At 60.7% G+C, this 17,965-nt stretch carries 16 protein-coding genes and 1 pseudogene; 12 read left to right on the top strand and 5 right to left on the bottom strand.

Annotated features, from left to right (window positions below):
• Nucleotides 1-4: 4 nt before the first annotated feature.
• The 7 genes and pseudogenes from LCM4573_RS20655 to LCM4573_RS20625 all read left to right on the top strand — a co-directional run bounded on the left by LCM4573_RS20655 (nt 5) and on the right by LCM4573_RS20625 (nt 7,757).
• Nucleotides 5-1,186, top strand: a complete 1,182-nt coding sequence (locus LCM4573_RS20655) for a mandelate racemase/muconate lactonizing enzyme family protein (protein WP_083347554.1) — start codon at nt 5-7, stop codon at nt 1,184-1,186.
• Between the two features lie 230 nt (nt 1,187-1,416).
• Nucleotides 1,417-2,529, top strand: coding sequence for a Fic family protein (locus LCM4573_RS20650; protein WP_071008242.1), 1,113 nt, complete (start codon nt 1,417-1,419; stop codon nt 2,527-2,529).
• Between the two features lie 186 nt (nt 2,530-2,715).
• Nucleotides 2,716-3,543: a metallophosphoesterase gene (locus LCM4573_RS20645; protein WP_071008241.1), complete on the top strand. Its 828-nt coding sequence runs from the start codon at nt 2,716-2,718 to the stop codon at nt 3,541-3,543.
• The gene (locus tag LCM4573_RS20640) at nt 3,540-4,694 is read left to right on the top strand and encodes an ABC transporter ATP-binding protein (RefSeq protein ID WP_071008240.1); all 1,155 of its coding nucleotides are present in this window, start codon (nt 3,540-3,542) and stop codon (nt 4,692-4,694) included. The genes LCM4573_RS20645 and LCM4573_RS20640 overlap by 4 nt, the downstream gene beginning before the upstream one ends.
• A pseudogene (locus LCM4573_RS20635) lies at nt 4,687-5,618 on the top strand (carbohydrate ABC transporter permease). Before LCM4573_RS20640 ends, LCM4573_RS20635 begins: the two are co-directional and overlap by 8 nt.
• Nucleotides 5,615-6,451, top strand: coding sequence for a carbohydrate ABC transporter permease (locus LCM4573_RS20630; protein WP_071008239.1), 837 nt, complete (start codon nt 5,615-5,617; stop codon nt 6,449-6,451). The pseudogene LCM4573_RS20635 and the gene LCM4573_RS20630 overlap by 4 nt, the downstream one beginning before the upstream one ends.
• Nucleotides 6,452-6,491: 40 nt before the next feature.
• Nucleotides 6,492-7,757 carry an ABC transporter substrate-binding protein gene (locus LCM4573_RS20625; protein ID WP_071008238.1) on the top strand — a complete coding sequence of 422 codons (1,266 nt, stop codon included), beginning with the start codon at nt 6,492-6,494 and terminating at the stop codon, nt 7,755-7,757.
• 59 nt (nt 7,758-7,816) lie between these two features.
• Here LCM4573_RS20625 and LCM4573_RS20620 read toward each other — a convergent pair whose 3' ends face one another.
• Nucleotides 7,817-8,818, bottom strand: coding sequence for a substrate-binding domain-containing protein (locus tag LCM4573_RS20620; protein WP_071008530.1), 1,002 nt, complete (start codon nt 8,816-8,818; stop codon nt 7,817-7,819).
• A 179-nt stretch (nt 8,819-8,997) separates the two neighbouring features.
• Here LCM4573_RS20620 and LCM4573_RS20615 point away from each other — a divergent pair, with 179 nt between their 5' ends.
• A complete protein-coding gene (locus LCM4573_RS20615) occupies nt 8,998-9,696 on the top strand; it encodes a pentapeptide repeat-containing protein (protein ID WP_071008237.1) in 699 nt (232 codons plus the stop codon).
• A gap of 19 nt (nt 9,697-9,715) precedes the next feature.
• Here LCM4573_RS20615 and LCM4573_RS20610 read toward each other — a convergent pair whose 3' ends face one another.
• Nucleotides 9,716-10,759, bottom strand: a complete 1,044-nt coding sequence (locus LCM4573_RS20610; RefSeq protein ID WP_071008236.1) for an LLM class oxidoreductase — start codon at nt 10,757-10,759, stop codon at nt 9,716-9,718.
• 12 nt (nt 10,760-10,771) lie between these two features.
• Entirely contained in the window at nt 10,772-11,416 is a 645-nt protein-coding gene (locus tag LCM4573_RS20605) for a glutathione S-transferase family protein (protein ID WP_244505377.1), read from the bottom strand.
• A 115-nt stretch (nt 11,417-11,531) separates the two neighbouring features.
• On the opposite strand from LCM4573_RS20605, the gene gcvA reads away from it, so the two are divergent.
• Complete coding sequence (gcvA, locus tag LCM4573_RS20600) at nt 11,532-12,458, top strand: transcriptional regulator GcvA (protein ID WP_071008235.1); 927 nt, start codon at nt 11,532-11,534, stop codon at nt 12,456-12,458.
• Nucleotides 12,459-12,464: 6 nt separating this feature from the next.
• Here gcvA and LCM4573_RS20595 read toward each other — a convergent pair whose 3' ends face one another.
• Nucleotides 12,465-13,532: a D-alanine--D-alanine ligase family protein gene (locus tag LCM4573_RS20595; protein WP_071008234.1), complete on the bottom strand. Its 1,068-nt coding sequence runs from the start codon at nt 13,530-13,532 to the stop codon at nt 12,465-12,467.
• Nucleotides 13,533-13,693: 161 nt separating this feature from the next.
• On the opposite strand from LCM4573_RS20595, the gene LCM4573_RS20590 reads away from it, so the two are divergent.
• Nucleotides 13,694-15,193: a PLP-dependent aminotransferase family protein gene (locus LCM4573_RS20590; protein ID WP_071008233.1), complete on the top strand. Its 1,500-nt coding sequence runs from the start codon at nt 13,694-13,696 to the stop codon at nt 15,191-15,193.
• Between the two features lie 188 nt (nt 15,194-15,381).
• Nucleotides 15,382-15,705 (top strand): hypothetical protein, encoded by a 324-nt coding sequence (locus tag LCM4573_RS20585; RefSeq protein ID WP_071008232.1) that lies wholly within the window; start codon nt 15,382-15,384, stop codon nt 15,703-15,705.
• 101 nt (nt 15,706-15,806) lie between these two features.
• Here the strand turns inward: LCM4573_RS20585 and LCM4573_RS20580 are convergent, their stop codons facing one another.
• On the bottom strand, nt 15,807-16,703 hold the full coding sequence (locus LCM4573_RS20580) for an AraC family transcriptional regulator (RefSeq protein WP_071008231.1): 897 nt from the start codon (nt 16,701-16,703) through the stop codon (nt 15,807-15,809).
• A 173-nt stretch (nt 16,704-16,876) separates the two neighbouring features.
• On the opposite strand from LCM4573_RS20580, the gene LCM4573_RS20575 reads away from it, so the two are divergent.
• Nucleotides 16,877-17,836: an aldo/keto reductase gene (locus tag LCM4573_RS20575; RefSeq protein ID WP_071008230.1), complete on the top strand. Its 960-nt coding sequence runs from the start codon at nt 16,877-16,879 to the stop codon at nt 17,834-17,836.
• Nucleotides 17,837-17,965: the final 129 nt, after the last annotated feature.

Raw genomic sequence — 17,965 nt, 5'->3', positions numbered from 1 at the left:
AGCCATGCCGAAGAACATCGTCGATGCGATCGCCTCGGTTGAGACCTTCATCATCTCCATTCCGCGTGAGGTGCCCTATCTCGGACCGCTTAAGGAGGGCGAGGCGATCAATGAGCGAGGCTACCTGATCCGCAAGGGCAACCGCACCATCTATCCCTCGACCGACATGACCCTGCTGATCAAGGTGACCGGCGAGAGCGGCAAGATCGGCTGGGGAGAGTGTTATGGCATTGTCGCACCGGAAGCGACCAAGGCGATCATCGACGACGTGCTCGGTCCGGTCATCGTCGGCCGCGATCCTGGCAATGCGGCGGTCATCCACGAAGACCTCTACGACCTGATGCGGGTGCGCGGMTTCTTCGGCGGCTATTATCTCGATGCGCTGGCGGGTGTCGATATTGCGCTTTGGGATCTCGCCGGCAAGAATCTCGGCGTGCCCGTCTCAACGCTGCTTGGCGGGCGGAGGCATGACACGATCCGCGCCTATGTTTCCGGCTTGCCGAAGGCTACGCTGAAAGAACGCTGTGATCTCGCCGCCTATTGGGTCGACAAGGGTTACAAGGGCATCAAGTTCGCGGCGGTCGTCTCGGAAGAGGATGTCGTCAAGGAAATGGCGGCGTTGCGTGAGGCCGTCGGCCCGGATATCGACCTGATGGTCGATCTGCACTGGAAGTTCGAGGCCGGCGAAGCGATCCGCATCATCCGCCGGCTAGAACCTTACAATCTCTACTTCGCGGAAGCGCCGGTGCAGCCGGAAAACCTCGAGGGTCAAGCACGGGTGGCAGCCGGTATCGGTGTGCCCTTGGCGATTGGTGAGGAACTACGCACCACCTACGAGTATCGGCCGCGTTTCGAGGCGCGCGCCATGAGCATCGTGCAGCCGGAAATGGGCCACACAGGTATCACCGAGTTCATCCGTATCGGTCAGATGGCGCAGGCCTTTCACATGAACATCATGCCGCATGCCTCCATCAGCGTCGGCATCTTCATGGCGGCGAGCCTGCAGGCCTCCTCGGCATTGCAGAACGTGCCTTATCACGAGTACCAGCATTCGATCTTCGACCGAAACCTCACCTATACCCACGGCGACATGGCTTCGGGCGAGGGGACCTATGTCGTCCCGACCGGCGCGGGRCTGGGGGTTGAGCCGAAGGAAGAGGTATTCAAATTTGCCATTCGCCGCTAGCTGCAGGGGCAGCGGTTGTTCGAGGAAGACATGTTCTTGCGTACTTGCTGAGGCTCAATAGATCTAGTTCGACGAGCGCCCGCCGCCGGGATGAGCTCCTCCTGCGATGCAGTAGCAGTCAGCGCACCCTGCGCTACAAGCTTGCCGCCGTGCTGCGCTGAGCGAAACAAACCTCTTTTATCGCTCACCTTCTTGCGTCATTATGGGCGATAAATGTGGAGTTATCGCCCATGGTATGGAATTGGAAATTGGAGGAGTGGCCGGATTTCGAGTGGCAGCCCGAGTTGCTACGGGCCAGGGAGCAAGCGTTCATCGAGAATGCGGCTATTGCCGTTGGCACTATGCGCCATCTGGGGAAAGGCGATCGGGAGGACGTCGTGATCGAACTCCTGAGCTCGGATGCATTGAGCACATCAGCGATCGAAGGGGAAGTCCTCGATCGCGACAGCGTGCAATCGTCCCTTCGACGACAGCTTGGGATGTCCGCGGCAGCTTTCCGTAGCAGGCCAGCAGAGGCAGGCATTGCCGAGATGATGGCGGATCTCTATCGCCACCCGCTTGAGCCGATAACCGAGGAGCGGCTTTTCGAATGGCATCGGATGGTCATGAACGGCCGCCGGGACATTGCCGATATTGGCAACTATCGTCACCACGACGAACCGATGCAGATCGTCTCAGGGGCTTTTGGTCGCCAGCGCGTGCATTTCGAAGCACCTCCATCCGAGCGACTGGTGGACGAGATGGACAGGCTCCTCAAATGGCTTGAACAGACCTCTCCAGAGGGGCCGGACCCGCTTGCCGCTCTCACCCGTGCCGGCATCGCCCATCTGTGGTTCGAGAGCATTCACCCTTTCGAGGACGGCAATGGCCGTATCGGCCGTGCGATCGCCGAAAGCGCGCTTGCTCGCGCGATTTCCACGCCGACCTTCAGCGCATTGTCGAAATCGCTCCTGAGGCACCGCAAAGACTATTACGCCATGCTGGAGGCCGCGAGCACCACGCTCGTTATCGATGACTGGCTCTCATGGTTCGCGGATCGGGCGCTCGAAGCCCAGAAATCAGCGGACGAGTTGGTCCGCTTCCTGATCGAAAAGACGCGCTTCATGGACAGGCTGCGTGGTGCGTTGAACGAACGGCAGGAAAAAGTGCTGCTGCGCATGCTGGCCGAGGGGCCAGAAGGTTTCACCGGGGGCTTGAGCGCCGGCAACTACGCGACAATCACCGGGGCTCCGCCCTCGACCATAACTCGCGACCTCTCCGACTTGGTCGAGAAAGGCGCGTTGCTGCGCACTGGCGAACGCAAGGCAACGCGTTACCGGCTGAATATCGTCAGCGACGCATAGGCGACCTGATCACGGTCAAGACATTAGCACTGATCTTTTCGCCTCGTTTTCATGACAAAATTGAAAATTCGCTGAAAACCGGTTTCACATCACTGACACCGACCTCTCCTAAAGACGGCGCCAGAACGGCTGCCGGTCTTCATCGCGATCGTGCCGCAGCCAGGACCAGACCTGCGGAGCAGAACCGTGAAGATCATCCAGATCACCGATACTCATTTCAGCGCCCTGAAACCTCATTTCAACGGCAATTGGGAGCCGCTCCGGCAATGGATCGAGGACCAGAAGCCCGACCTGGTCGTCCATACGGGCGACCTTTCCGTTGATGGTGCCGGATACGAGGAAGATATCGTCTTTGCGGTCGATTTGGTCCGCCAGCTCTCCATGCCGGTATTGCTTGTGCCGGGCAATCACGATGTCGGGCATTTCTGCGCGCCGACACAGCCCGTGACGGCGGAGCGTCTTGAGCGCTGGCGCCGCCTTGTCGGGCCCGATCGCTGGTTCGAGGACCGCGGCGAATGGCGCTTGGTCGGCCTTAACAGCCTGCTTGTCGGCCTTGATGACAAAGAGGATGCGGCGCAAATGGCCTGGTTGGAGGAGACGCTTTTCTCCCGTGGACAGCGCCGCGTCGCGATCTTCGCACACAAGCCCCTTTTCGTGGATGATCCGCAGGAGGGCGAGACGGGCTATTGGGGTGTGCCGCAGGCGCTACGGAGGCACTTCTTCGATCTCATGCGTCAGAACGAAGTGATGCTTTTCGCAAGCGGCCACCTGCACTGGAGTTGGGCCGGCAGCCATGATGCGCTCTCCCTTGTATGGGCGCCGCCCGCATCTTTCATCCTGGGGGAACTTGAGCGGATCATGCCGGGCGAGCGTCTCGTCGGTGCGGCCGTGCACGAGTTCGGCGAGACGGTGGAAAGCCGGCTGGTTTCCGTTCCGGGGCTGACCCCATACCTGCTCGATGATGTCGTGGAAGAAGTCTATCCGCAGGCTGCGAAAAAGGTGGCCGCCGAATGAGTGCCCTTTCCTTGAGTGGCATCACCAAGTCCTTTGGCGGCAACGCCATTCTCAAGGGTGTGAGCCTCGAAGCCGATCCCGGCGAGTTCATCGCGCTGGTCGGTCCGTCAGGTTGCGGCAAGAGTACGCTCCTTCGCATCGTTGCCGGCCTGGATCATGCCGATGGCGGTACGATCACGCTTGGCGGTCGCGATCTCTCGTCGCTTCGGGCAGCCGACCGCAACGTGGCCATGGTGTTCCAATCCTACGCACTTTATCCGCATCTGACGGCGGCTGAGAACATCGCCGTTCCGCTCGCGATGCGCCGGCTGACGCCTTGGCAGCGCATGCCGTTCATCGGTTCTTTCCTGCCTGGGCAGAAACAGGCCCGGGTCGGCATCCGCCGGGAAGTGGAGGGGATGGCCACCTCGCTCAAGATCAACCATCTCCTCGACCGCAAGCCCGGGCAAATGTCGGGCGGGCAGCGCCAGCGCGTCGCACTTGCGCGGGCCATGGTGCGTCGCCCCAGCCTGTTCCTGATGGATGAGCCGCTCTCGAACCTCGATGCCAATCTCCGTGTCCATGCCCGCGGCGAGATCGTGGAACTGCACCGGAAATCCGGCGTGCCGGCACTCTACGTCACGCATGACCAGTCCGAGGCGCTCTCCATGGCGAGCCGCGTTGCGGTCATGATTGGCGGCCAGCTTCTGCAGCTTGCCACACCGCAGGCGATCTACGACGATCCCGCTCACATCGAGGTGRCCCGCTTCATTGGCCAGCCGCGCATCAATCTCCTGCCGGCAAAGGTGGGTGCCGAAGGCCGGGTGCAGTTCGGTGCGATCACACTGTCCTCGCCGAACCTGGCCACCGGAGCTGAGGTGACGATCGGCATTCGTCCGGAATTCGTCGGGTTCGGGGATACCTCCGGCCTTCCGGCTACGGTGGAGCGTCTGGAATTCCTGGGTTCCGAAGTAACCGCCTTCGTGCGGCTCAACGCGATCGGCGAAACGGTCGTGATGAAGTTGATGCCTTCCGAAGCGAAAGGGATCGCCGTCGGCCAGCCGGTCCACCTCGCCATGCAGCCTGAAAAGGCTCTGGTTTTTGACGGAGATGGCAAGCGATTGGCCGTTCAAGCAGAGATGGCGCGTATCCCGGAGTGGTCCCATGGCTGACGCGACGGCCTACCTCCATTTTACCTCGGCTGAAGTGGCGCAGCGCGAGGCGGCCACGCGCGAAGCCCGCATCGCTTKGCTGCTCGCCGCGCCAGCGCTCGTTCTGATGACGCTCTTCATCATCCTGCCGGTCCTCGCAGTCCTTGTTCTCGGCTTTACCGACTTCGAACTTGGATATGACGACTTCCGCTTCGTCGGCTTCGAAAACTACGCGGAACTGTTTTCCGACCGGACGTTTCGCATATCGCTGTGGAACACCTTGGTCTATGCTGCGATCGTCACGCCGTTCTCGATCCTGATCGGGCTCGGCATCGCCATGCTGATCGAGAGCGAGACAAGAGGGCGAGCTTTCTTCCGCACGGTCTATTTTCTGCCCGTCGCATCGCTTCTCGTCGCCATGGCGACCGTCTGGCAATATATGCTGCATCCGAGCATCGGGCCGGTCAACATGGCGCTCGCGCTCGTCGGCATCGAAGGCCGAACTGGCTCGGCTCATCCAGTACCGTATTGTTGAGCCTGGCAATTGTCGGCATCTGGCAGTCGGTCGGCTTCAACATGGTGCTGTTTCTTGCGGGTCTCACCGCCATTCCCCGCGAGCTCTATGCCGCGGCGGAAGTGGATGGCGCACGCTCGGCCTTCGATCGGTTTCGCCTCGTCACCTGGCCCATGCTCGGACCGACCACGCTCTTCGTCGTCGTCATCAGCATCATCAATTCCATCAAGGTGTTCGAGACGGTGAAGACGCTGACCGAGGGCGGGCCGAACAAGGCTTCCGAAGTGCTGCTCTTCACCATCTACCAGGAAGGCTTCGTCTATCTGCGCGTCGGTTACGCCTCGGCCATGACGGTGGTCTTCCTCGCCATTCTCGTGGCGTTGATGTTCCTCCAATATCGCGTCCTCGACCGTCAGGTGCATTACTCATGAACCAGTCGCGCCTTTCGATCGGCCGCATCATCCGTTTCGGCCTGCTTTCCCTCGGCGCTCTCGTCTTCGCCGCGCCCTACATCTTCATGATCTCCACCGCTGGCAAGTCCCAGAGCGAGATCTTCTCCTCGTCGCTGTCGCTCGTTCCTGAAACCTGGAGCTACGGCGCCAATATCATGAAGGCGCTGACACGCGTGTCCATGCCGACGCTGCTCCTGAACGGGCTGATCGTCTGCGGGCTCATCCTCGTCATCCAGATCATGGTGGCTATCCCTTGCGCCTACGCCACCGCCAAGCTCAAGTTTCGCGCGGCAAAGGCCATGATGGGCCTGGTGATGCTCGGGTTGCTGGTCCYGATCCACGCCACCGCCTTACCGCTCTATGTCGCCTTCGACCGGCTGGCGATATTGAACAGTTACATGGCGCTTGTCGCTCCGTTCTCGATCTCCGTCTTCGCGATCTTCCTGTTCCTGCAGTTCTTCCGCGCCATGCCGGACGACCTGATCCACGCGGCAAGACTGGATGGCATGTCGGAAGCCGGCATCGTGGCGCGAGTGATCGTGCCGAATGCCTGGCCCGCCATCACCGCATTTGCGATCTTTTCCGTTGTGGCGCATTGGAACGACCTGTTCTGGCCGCTGATCGTCGTTACCAACCAGAACTATGCGACCCCGCCGCTCGGTCTGCTCTATTTTCGCGCCGCCGAGGCCGGAGATGATTACGGCGCGCTGATGGCCGCAACCCTCATCATCACCCTTCCTCTGGTGCTCGCATTTCTTGCCGCCCAGAAACGCTTCATCGAGGGGATCACAATGACCGGTCTCAAAGGCTGACCGGTTTTTCTTCACCATCGTCAACACAGGAATTCGTGCCATGAAATTCATCAGACACGCTCTTGCCGCAATGGCTGTTTCGGCAGCGATTACGCTTCCGGCCCATGCTGAAACCACCCTGACCGTGCACTACCCGATGCCCGGCTTCTTCAAGGATGTGATGGACAACATCTCCAAGAAGTTCATGGAGGAAAATCCGGACATCAAGATCCAGTTCGCCAATCCTTCCGCGACCTATGAGGAAGGCATCCAGACGATCATGCGCCAGGCCGGCACTGCGGAAATGCCCGATATTACCTTCATCGGTTTGAACCGCCTGCGCATGGTCAATGAGCGCGACATTCCCGTCGATCTCGCTCCTTTCATCGCCAGCGATGGCAACATGGCCGAACAGGGGTTTTCCGATAACATACTGAAGCTTGCCCAGGTCAATGGTAAGCAGGTGGGCCTTGCCTTCGCGACCTCCAATCCGATCATGTACTATAATGCCGATCTGGTGCGCAAAGCCGGCGGCGATCCGGAAAACCCGCCGAAGACCTGGGATGAGGTTCTCGAGCTTGCCACCAAGATCAAGGCGCTCGGTGATGGCGTGGAAGGCATCGACTTCCGCTGGCAGGGTGACGACTGGATGTTCTCCGCGCTCCTCTTCGGCGCCGGCGGCACCATGCTGAGYCCTGATGAGAAGACCGTGGCCTTCAACGACGAACACGGCAAGAAGGCGGTCGCGGTTCTGGAAAACATGGTCAAGGCGGGCGCGCTACCGGTCTTCACCAAACAGGCTGGCGAACAGGCCTTTGTCGCGGGCAAGGTCGGCTTTGCCTTCCAGACCACCGGCGCCTTGCGCAACACGATCAAGAGCGTCGGAGACAAGTTCGATCTGCGCACCTCCAAGATCCCGCTGATCGATGCGGCAAATGGCAAGCTGCCGACCGGTGGCAATGCCGTCGTCATCCTGACCCGCGACGCGGAGAAGCAGAAAGCCGCCTGGACCTTTGCCAAGTTCGCTGCCGGTCCCTACGGCGCCTCCGTCGTGGTTCCCGGCACCGGCTATGTGCCGAACAATGAGCTGGCCGCTAAATCCGCGGAATATCTCGGCGATTTCTACAAGGAAAACCCGCTGTTCGTGGCCGGTCTTTCTCAGATGGACCGCATGATCCCCTGGTATTCTTTCCCCGGTTCCAACGGTGTGAAGGTGACTCAGACGATCGTCGAAAACCTGTCGCGCGTCGTCGAACAGCAAGCGACCGGCGAGGAAGCTCTGGATGATGCCGCCAAGGAAGTGAAAAGGCTTCTGCCGCGCAGCTAAGCCGCCTACCGACAACATATCGAAAGGGGCGCCGCAAGCGCCCCTTTCTCGTTTTCGGCTCAACCGCCTTTGACGGGCTGCCGAATATCTCGAACCGTACCCCCGGCAAACAGCCTGTGGCCGAGACGCAGGTGCCGGGCCGGGGCGCTGGCGGCGATATCGAGCAGCAGGGATGCCGCGGCTGTTCCCATGCTGGCATCTGGCATTTCGATCGTGGTAAGGGGTCGGTCGATCAGCCGACCGATGGAAATCCCGTCGAAACCGGCGACCGAAATATCATCCGGTACGGACATCCCCTGCCGTCTGAGCGCACCAATCACGCCGAGCGCCATCAGATCATTGGAGCCGACAATGGCAGTCGGCCTGAAATGTTCGACGGCGTCGATGAGGTCGAGATTGTCATAGCCGTCCACAAAGGCGATCTGTACGGCGTCGAGGGGAGCTATCCCGTTTTCCTTCATCGCGTGGCAATATCCCTTGTAGCGCAACAAGGCGCGGTCGGAAGAGGTGAAGTGCCCGGAGACGAAGAGAATCCGGCTGTGCCCCTTTGATTGGATGAAGCGCGTAATCTCGTAACCGGCGGCGAAATTGTCGACGGTGACGGCGGCTGGAAAGCGGCCCATCGGCAGATTGTTGAGGAGCACGGTCGGCGGCAGATCCTTCTTCAACACCTCGCTGTCTCCCGTGCCGCAGAGCGTCAGGATAAGCCCGATCGGGCGCTGCGCCAGAAGCGTCGCGACGGCGGCGAGTTCCTCGTCCGGCTCGTAGTTCGAAAGCGCGATGAGAACGCCATGGCCGGCGGCCTGCATCCGATGTTGGATGCCTCCAAGTGATGCGGAAAAGACGGGGTTTGTGATACTTGGCACCAGAACGCCGACGACCGGCCGGCCGCGCCTGCCGCCCGTCGCCGTGATGCTGGAAACGCCATAACCGATCTCGGCGGCGGCGCGGCGGACACGCCGCTCCATGTCTTCGCTCACGGGACCCGTGCCGTTGAGAACACGGCTTGCCGTGCTGATGGAGCAGCCTGCGCGACTGGCGACGTCTTCAAGCGTGGCGATCGCACGCATCTGGTAGACCCTCACCCCTCATAGTAATTAACAAGCGCAGGAAATTCAGTCGTGCTTCCCGGGCATCTTATAGCGGTCCGGCCCCGTCCGGAAAAGGACCATGCCAGAAATCCAATTACGGCCGGTCGTGATACAAGGTCGCAAATCAAGATCAAGCCGGGGAGCCGCCGATGGATGCCGAAGATGATGATTTCGATGCCGTCCTGGAGAACGAGGAATTGGGTCGTCGGCAGATCGAGCACCATGCCGATGCCGGCCGCCGTCTCAAGCTGATGAATTGCGCAATGGAAGGTGAGGACCTTACCAGCCTTCAATTCAGGCGATGGCATTTCGAGCAGTGCAGGCTGGTCCGCGCCGAGTTCGACGGAGCCGCACTCGAAGAGGCGCGATTTGTGGGATGCAAGGGAGGCTTTGCAAGCTTCAGTGGAGCCGACTTGACCGAGGCCATCATTGACGGGGGTGATTTCAACAACGCCAGCTTTCGGCGCTCGTCGCTGGTCGACGCCAAGCTTTTACGATGCAAAATGACCGGCGCAGACTTTTCGGATGTGAAAAGCCTCGGCTTAAAGCTGGAGGTGGTCATGCTTTCGCTTGCAAAGTTTCCAAAGCTGTCGTTCCGGAAGTCCCTGCTGAAGCAGGTCGATTTCACCGATGCCGATCTCCATGCTTGCGATTTTCGGGAAACGGTTTTTGCCGGCTGTTCGCTGCGCAACGCCAATCTCGTGGATTGCCGTTTCGAAGATGCCGACCTCAGAGGCGCCGATATAGGCGGCATCAAGCTTATCGATCTCAAACCTTTCAAAGGAGCCGTCATATCAAGAGCGCAGGCTGGCGAACTGGTCGGGCAGCTGGGTCTCAAGGTGGCGTAGGTTGATTTCTCCGGCCTGCTCACCATCGAGCCGTCAAAGGCGCTGGACCCTCATGGGAGGGAAAAAGCGGCAAAACGTCCTCAGCCAGTTCCTGGATGATCTCCGCCGCCGGACGCTCTGCGAACTGGATGCCGAGTGCGGCGTGGTTCACTCCCGCCTCCCGCCACTCGCCCAGGAGGTCGATCAATCCCTTGCGTCCCGTGCGTAGCACGAAGCCCCCGCGTAGAGGCGTGCGGGGGAAATCCGCATCCTCGACCAGATCCAGCCATTCATTGGTCATATGTGGGCGAAAACCACGATCGGGTATGCGCGCTCGCCAGGCTTGAAGGTTTTGCGCCAGGCGCTTCGGTCCCTCCGAGTTATGGGTGGCCTGCGGGTAGGTCAGCCAGCCGTCGGCATGGGCGGCGATCCAGTCCGGAGACTGGCGGCTCGATCCGGTCATAATGAGCGGGATGCGACCCGTCGCAGCCTTCGGGAACATGTCCGCGCCTTGCAGCGTGCCGAGATGTCCTCGCAATGCAGGCCTATCCTGGCCGACCAGTTGGCGGAACCAGTAAACGGCCTCGGCAAACCGGACTGCACGGTTTTCGAAGTCGATGCCGTAGGCGGGAAACTCCACCGGACGGTCACCCGAAGCAATGCCCATGATCAGTCGACCGCCCGAGAGGTGGTCGATGGTGGTGGCCATTTTCGCCAGATCGATCGGATGGCGCAGCGAAAACACCGCGCTTCCCGTCGCCAGCGAGACACGAGAGGTCTGGGCAGCCAGCCAGGCCATATAGGTGAAAGGGTCGAACACCTGCCCGGCGTCGCCAAACCCCGGATCGAAGAGTGGCACATCGCGCAGCCAGACGGCGGCAAAGCCAAGCCGATCGATCTCTGCTACGAGGTCCCCCTGTGACTGCAATACTCCCATGTCTCCTTGCCAGAACCGCAGAGGAAGGAAGATGCCGAGGGTCAGCCGGTTCGGTGCGAACATGCGACGATAGCCCGGATGGCTGGCGAAGGCGCCGGCGGAAGCGCCGCCCGGAATTACGTCCTGCGGGTGATAATCGGTTTGCATCGAATTGTCCTTTCAAGGGGTAATCGCGGGTTCAGGCAGGGTGATGCCGCGTTGCACTGCGGGCCGGGCGGCCACCTGCGCGTGCCAGCGCAACACATGACGGTAACGGGCGAAGGAAAAGCCACAGACCTCCGCGATATGGGTCCAGCCGAAGGTCGCTATGTCGGCGATGGAATAGTCGTTACCCGCAAGCCATTTATTCTCAGCCAATCGGGCGTCCATCGTGGCGAAAGCCTCTTCACTCAGTCGGCGATATCGGTCGATGGCCGGGGAGATCTTCTCATCCGCGAAGATCTCGAAATGCACCCGTTGGCCCAAGATCGGACCCATGCTGGCGGCATGGAACTGCAGCCATTTGATCGCTTCCCAGCGGGCAAGGCCATCGGGGAGAAGCCTGCCGCTCATCTCTGCGAGATAAAGCAGGATCGCGGCGGATTCGAAAAGGACGACGCCCGTCGCGTCATCCGACAGCACAGGAATGCGCCCATGCGGGTTTAGAGCCAGGAACTCCGGCGCCCGGTGTTCGCCCTTGTCTATACGGACATGGACGAGGCGCCATGGCARGCCGAGTTCCTCCAGCGCGATGGTGATCTTGAAACCATTGGGCGAGGCATCGGTGTAAAGCGTCAGCATGCGGGTGCCGAGATCATTGGTCATCCTTCTTCATTGAGCCAGGCTCCTCTTTTGAGCTCGGGACGACTTCTCTAATATGCTGAAAACATTCATATCTAAAACGATAGGATCTGGTGTAAGGTATTAGGAAATCTAAACTATGAACCCCGTTCTTCCCCTTCTGGCCCTGCGTGCCTTTGTCGAAACCGGACGTCACCGCAGCGTGAAGCGTGCCGCCGAGGCGATGGGGGTAACGCCGGGTGCCGTCAGCCAGCAGATCCGTCTTCTGGAGGAGCGCGTGGGTATTCCGCTCTTCACGCGGACCCGCTATGGAGTCGATCTGACCGCGGCAGGCGCCGAGGCGCATCCCGCGCTATTGGCGGCCTTCGACCAGATCAGCCGCAGCATGGAAAGGCTGGAGGCTGCGCGCGCCCGGCCAACATTGACGATCAGCACCGTGCCTTCTTTCGCGGCCTCGTGGCTGGTTCCTCGTCTGGGGCGCTTCACGGCAAAACATCCCGATGTGGAGGTGCGGGTCGAGGCAAGTTCCGCCTTGGTTGATCTGCGCCGCGACAGGGTGGATATCGCCATCCGCCATGGGCTCGGGCACTATCCCGGCCTCAGGATCGAGCGCCTGATGGCTCCGGTCTTCCTGCCGGTCGCCTCTCCCGCCTTGCTCGCCGCCGGCCCGAAAATCCACGCACCGGCCGATTGCCTGAACTGGCCGCTCTTGCAGGATTCCGACCGGGCGGATTGGCGGCTCTGGTTCAGTGCATTAGGTGTCCCAGTCGATCCAAGGGCGGATCGCGGGCCATCGTTCGATGACGATCTGCTGCTGATCCGTTCCGCTATTGCTGGTCAGGGTCTGGCACTGGTGCGCGACACATACGCGATGGAGGAGATTGAAGCAGGCCGACTCGCGCTGGCACTCAACATCACTTGGCCGACCGATTTTGCCTACTATGCGGTGGCGCTCCCGGACGTTTCTCAGTTCGAACCAATCGATGCTTTCCTCGAGTGGCTGAAGGCGGAAGCGTCGACAGAACCAGCCGCGTTGGGTGAGATGAGAACGATTCGCTCTGTGTGAGCTTTCTTACACAGCTCTCGCCATGCCGTGCTCAACCAGCCGGTCGATGATTTCCGAATAGCTGACGCCGCTTGCGGCCATCGCCTTTGAATACATGCTGATATCGGTAAAGCCCGGGATGGTGTTCACCTCGTTGACGACGAAACGCATGTCTTCCATCAGGAAGAAATCGATGCGTGCCATGCCATCGCAGCCGAGTGCGCGGAAGGCGCGGGCCGCCATGTCGCGTATCCTTTCTTCGACCTCCGGGGGAAGCTCCGCAGGCACTTTCAGCGCCGCTCCGGCCTCATCGATATACTTGGCGTCATAGCTGTAGAAGCCGTGGCTCTCGGCCGGTACGATCTCGCCCGGGCGTGAAACGAAGAGGCCACTTTTCGTGTCTTCCAATACGCTGCATTCGATCTCGCGCCCGGCGATGAATTCTTCGGCGAGCAGTTYGCGATCATGCCCGAATGCCTCGGCGAGCGCTGGCGCGAATTCCTGGCTGCCGGAGACCTTTCTGACGCCGACCGACGACCCCTGCCGGGCGGGCTTGATGAACAGCGGCAGGCCGAGCTGACTTTCAAGTTCCTCCAGGAGGGGCGGCGCTTCCTGATGGATCGTCACCGACCGGGCAACCGGCAGTCCGGCCGCGTTCAGAAGCTGCTTGGCGATATCCTTGTCGAGTGCTGCCGCCGAGCCGAGGATGCCGCAGCCCACCAACGGCACGCGCGCCACTTCGCAAAGGCCTTGCACCGCGCCGTCCTCTCCGTGCAGACCATGGAGAACGGGAAAGAGAATGTCGATCCTGCCGCCTTCGGCGGCCTTTCCGTCAGGTCCGATCGTCAGGAAACGGCCGTGCCCGCCCGGTACGAGGCAGATTTCAATACCGGCCACGGGCCGGTCGAGTTCACCATTGCCGAAGCGGCTTTGCAGCCATCGCCCCTCGCGGGTGACGAACACGGGCAGTGCGTCATATTTCTGCGGATCGAGCGCCCGCATCACGTTGGTGCCCGACATGACGGAAACGTCGTGCTCGCTGGAACGGCCGCCGAAAAGCACGGCGATGCGCAGCCTTGTCATGGTTGGATTCATGAGAATCTCCCGGAGGAAAGTCGATGAGGAGGCATATTGAGCTTCCGACGATCCATGTCTTTTTCGTTATGCCGCTTGCAAGTGGCTCATTGTAAGTGCAGATATTTGGAATATGACAGAGCCACTTTATCCGTGGCGCGTGAGCCACTTGGGAACTGCACATGACACTGAAGAGGCGGCGTGAAGGGCCTTCCGCGGGATTTCAGCCCTTGATCGACGCTTCGTCCGCCGCGCCCTTGCCAAGGCAGCTTTATCTCTCGCTGAGAAACGCCGTAGCGGAGAAACGGCTCGCGGCCGGACAGCGGCTGCCATCAACTCGTCTCGCATCGGCGGAGTGGAAGATTTCCCGCGGCGTCATTGCGGAGGCCTATGAAATTCTGATTGCGGAAGGTTTCGCCGTCGCCCGTCACGGGTCTGGCACCTATATCGCGTCCTCCATTCCAGAAGGCGTCGCGCCTGTCGAGCAGCCGGGCGGGGAGGGCGCATATCCGATCCGCCGCGGCGTGTCGGCCGCGGCAACGGCGATCCTCACTCGCGGTCCGAGCCTCGAGCCGCAGAAGACTTTGCCATTCGTCACCGGGCGTATCGCCCACGACGAACGAACGGCACGGCTCTTGAACCGCATTGCGGCCCGCCACATGAACTATGCCTTCGAAGGCTATGGAGACATTCAGGGCGAAAAGACGTTGCGCGCAGCCATCAGCGTGCATCTTGCTGTCTCGCGCGGCGTGTGCTGTGCGCCCGATCAGATTTTTATCACGGCTGGAACGCAGCAGGCGCTCGACCTTGCCTTTCGCGTGCTGATGACGCCGGGCGATACGGCCGTCGTGGAAGACCCGTGCTATCCGCCCGCCAGGCAATGCCTGGCGCTGAACGGTATCAACGTCGTCGGCCTTCGCGTCGATCAGGACGGACTCGACATGGAAAGCCTGATGGCCGGCGCCATGCCGCCGCCCTCCGTCTTCTACGTGACGCCCTCAAACCAATATCCGATTGGGTCGGTCCTCTCGCTTTCGCGAAGGCTCGGCCTCCTTGCCTATGCCGAGGAAAACGACTGTTGGATCGTCGAGGATGACTACGACAGCGAGTTTCGATATCAGGGGCATCCGATCGCCTCGCTCCACGGCCTCGACAAGGCCAATCGGGTTCTCTACACCGGCACGTTCAGCAAGGCCCTGTTGCCGAGCCTCAGGATCGGCTATCTCGTAGTTCCGGTCGATCTGGTCGGTGCGTTCAGGGCCGTGCGCCCGGCGGTCGACCGCTGCCCCCCGACTTTCCAGCAGAAAGTGATCGCGGATTTCCTCGAAGAGGGTTATTTTCCTGCGCATCTCCGCCGTCTGCGGGAACGACTTCGCGCCTCACGCGACATGTTGGCGGGTTTCCTGACCGAGCGCATGGCCGAACATATCCATGTGCTGCTGCCGGATCAGGGGATCAACCTCACGGTCAAAAGCACAGGAACCTGGCGTAATGACACCGCCGTTTCCTCCGCGGCTCTGAAGAGGGGGGTCGTCGTTATGCCGCTTTCGCGGATGAACGTGCTCTCCACCGATACGTCGAGACTGCTGCTCGGATTTTCGGCGCTTTCGGAACCGGAAGCGGATCAGGGAACGCGGCTTCTTGCGGAAGTGTTCAGGCGCAAGGCGTTTGTAGACGGTTAAAGGTTTGCTCTGAACTCGCCGCGACGATGACGATTTCCTGAAATGGCGCCCAATGCTGGTGTAGACAATGCTCGTCCTGATGGTGCGAACTCACTGAGTGGATGATGCGCTTCAGGCTCATTGCAGACGCAATCACATGGCACCGGATGCCCTTCAGCACTGAACTAGGCGCACGAGGAAAGAACTAAATGAGCAATAGCTGCCCGACTCTTACCCCGGCACAAAGGCAATTCGTCGACATTCAAGATAAAGCCGAGCGAGCTCTATTGGCCACGATTTACAAAGCGCTTGAAGATGCCACCAATCAAGCCGCCGAAGAGGTCCAGGTAACCGGATCGCAGGAAAAGCCACCGGCATACGAATACTTCGCTGCCGTTGCACATCAAAAGCTATTTTTGCTGTTATGCGGCGCCGATCCTCACACCTTTGCCGATGGAGACCCGGATATCGCCGCTTACATCATTCGTAACAATCAAAATATATCGGACCACTATTGGACCAAGAAAGGTTGAATAGTCAGCATAAATACCTCCGCTCTGAGGCAGAAGAGATCTAACGAGCCGCCCTGACGCTTTGGACTAAACGTTGAGACGTGGATGCCAGTAAACTGAACTTACGCGACCACTGCCAAGCCCGGTGAGGCGCGCAGGCGGGCTATGTCACGCGCAGGCGGTTCTCCAAAGTGGCGGCGATATTCGCGACTGAACTGCGAGGCGCTTTCGTAACCCACGCGCAAGGCGGCGGTCGTGACATCGAGATCCTGAACCAGCATCAGGCTGCGCGCGTCCTGGAGTCTCAGCTGCTTCTGGAATTGCAGCGGCGTCATCGCCGTCACGGCGCGAAAATGCTCGTGCAGGCTCGACGGGCTCATACCGACTTCCGTGGCAAGTCGCTCGATGCTGAAGCGTTCCCTGAAATTCTTCCCGATCCAGGCGATGGCGCGGCCGACCTGAGCCACCCGACCCTGGCCGGAGGTGATGTGGCGCATCCTGGCGCCCTCGGGGCCGGCGAGCAGACGATAAAGAATTTCCTGTTCGGCAAGTGGCCCGAGTACGGGCAGCGCTGCCGGATCGTTGAGCAGGCGCAACAGGCGCAGAACTGCGTCGAGCAGATCGGTGCCGGCGTCGGACACCGTTTTGCCAATGGGCGGAGATGGCGCTCCCGGCCGCGGCACGCGCAGCGCCAAATCCCCCAGCATGACCGGATCGAAATCGAGGTACAGGCAGAGATAGGGCTTGCCAGGCGTCGCCTCGATCACGTGGCCTATCGCCGGCAGGTCGTAGGTCACGACCCCATAGCGCCCCGGTTCATATCCGAACACGCGGTCGCCCAGCGTGACCTCCTTGCGACCCTGCGCGACGAGGCACAATTGCGGCCGTAAAACATTCGGCATCGGCATGGTCACCGTGGAGGATCGAACAAGCGTCAAGCGTTCGATGGGGGTGGCGTGGAAGCCATCATTCGAGACGTGCCGGGCAATTATGGCCGCAATTTCCGTCAGTGTTTCCATGGGAACGGACCATCGCACGCGCGCGCAAGCGCGGCAATGCGAACGCGTGGATTCCGGAGAATCAGGCAGGAATTCCGGCGCATCGGGCTAACGGTTCGGGGTCACCGCGCATCAAAGTGTCAGCGGCGCCTGGCTCACAACAATCCCGGCCGCGGAACAAACATGGAGCAAACATGAAGATCGATAAACTGAAGACACCCACCGTAGCACTGGGCACCTGGGCCTGGGGCGACATTGGCGAGAGCGGCAACGGCTATTTCGGCAGCAGCATCACTCAGGCTGGCCTGGAAGAGCTCGCCGACAAGGCGCATGCGGCAGGCTTCAGCCTCTGGGACACCGCCATTGTGTACGGCATGGGCCGATCGGAGACTGTACTCGGCGAAGTTCTGAAGCGCTTCGCGCGCAGCGGCTACCAGCTCTCCACGAAGTTCACCCCGCAGGCCGCGGGAACCGGCGGCGATCCGGTTGCGGACATGCTGGAACAAAGCCTGGCCCGCCTCGGCACCGACTACATCGACCTCTACTGGATCCACAATCCAGCCGATGTGGCGCGGTGGACACCGCACCTGATCCCGTTGCTCAAGAGCGGGAAGGTCAACCACGTCGGCGTCTCTAATCACAACCTGAGCGAAATCAAGCTCGCCGACCGGATCCTGGGCGAAGCCGGGTTCCGGGTCGAAGCCGTCCAGAACCACTATAGTCTCCTCTACCGCAGCTCTGAACAGGCCGGCATCCTGGACTATTGCCGCAACCACGGCGTCCCGTTCTTCGCCTATATGGTGCTTGAACAGGGCGCCCTGAGCGGCAAGTACAGTCCAGAGAACCCGCTGCCGGAAGGCAGCAGCCGGGCGGAGACTTACAATGGCATACTGCCTCAGCTGAAGGCGCTGACGGACAAGCTCGCCTTGATCGGCCAGAGCCAAGGTGTGGCAGCGCCCGATGTCGCGACCGCGTGGGCTATCGCCAAGGGGGCCACGCCGATCATCGGCGTTACCAAGCCCCGCCATGTCGATGGTCTCACCCGAGCCGGCAGCCTCACGCTTACCAGCGGTGACATCGCGGAACTGGAAGCTCTCGCCGACGCCGCCAACGTGAACACCCGCGGCTGGTGGGAAAAAGAAATGCGGGTTTAAAGCTCCGCTGTCCTAAAACCGCCGTTTCGAGCATACGGCGGGCGATCATCCCGTTTGCGAAGTGATCGCCCCCCTCTGTTTGCTGATCCTGGCTCGAAGGCGTCTTGAATGAGGCGTTATTCGATGTAG

Origin of the sequence: Rhizobium sp. LCM 4573, assembly GCF_001854865.1 — a bacterium.
Lineage (GTDB): Bacteria > Pseudomonadota > Alphaproteobacteria > Rhizobiales > Rhizobiaceae > Neorhizobium.
The sequence above is the reverse complement of the archived record's forward strand: the minus strand, read 5'-3'. Positions and strand labels throughout refer to the sequence as shown.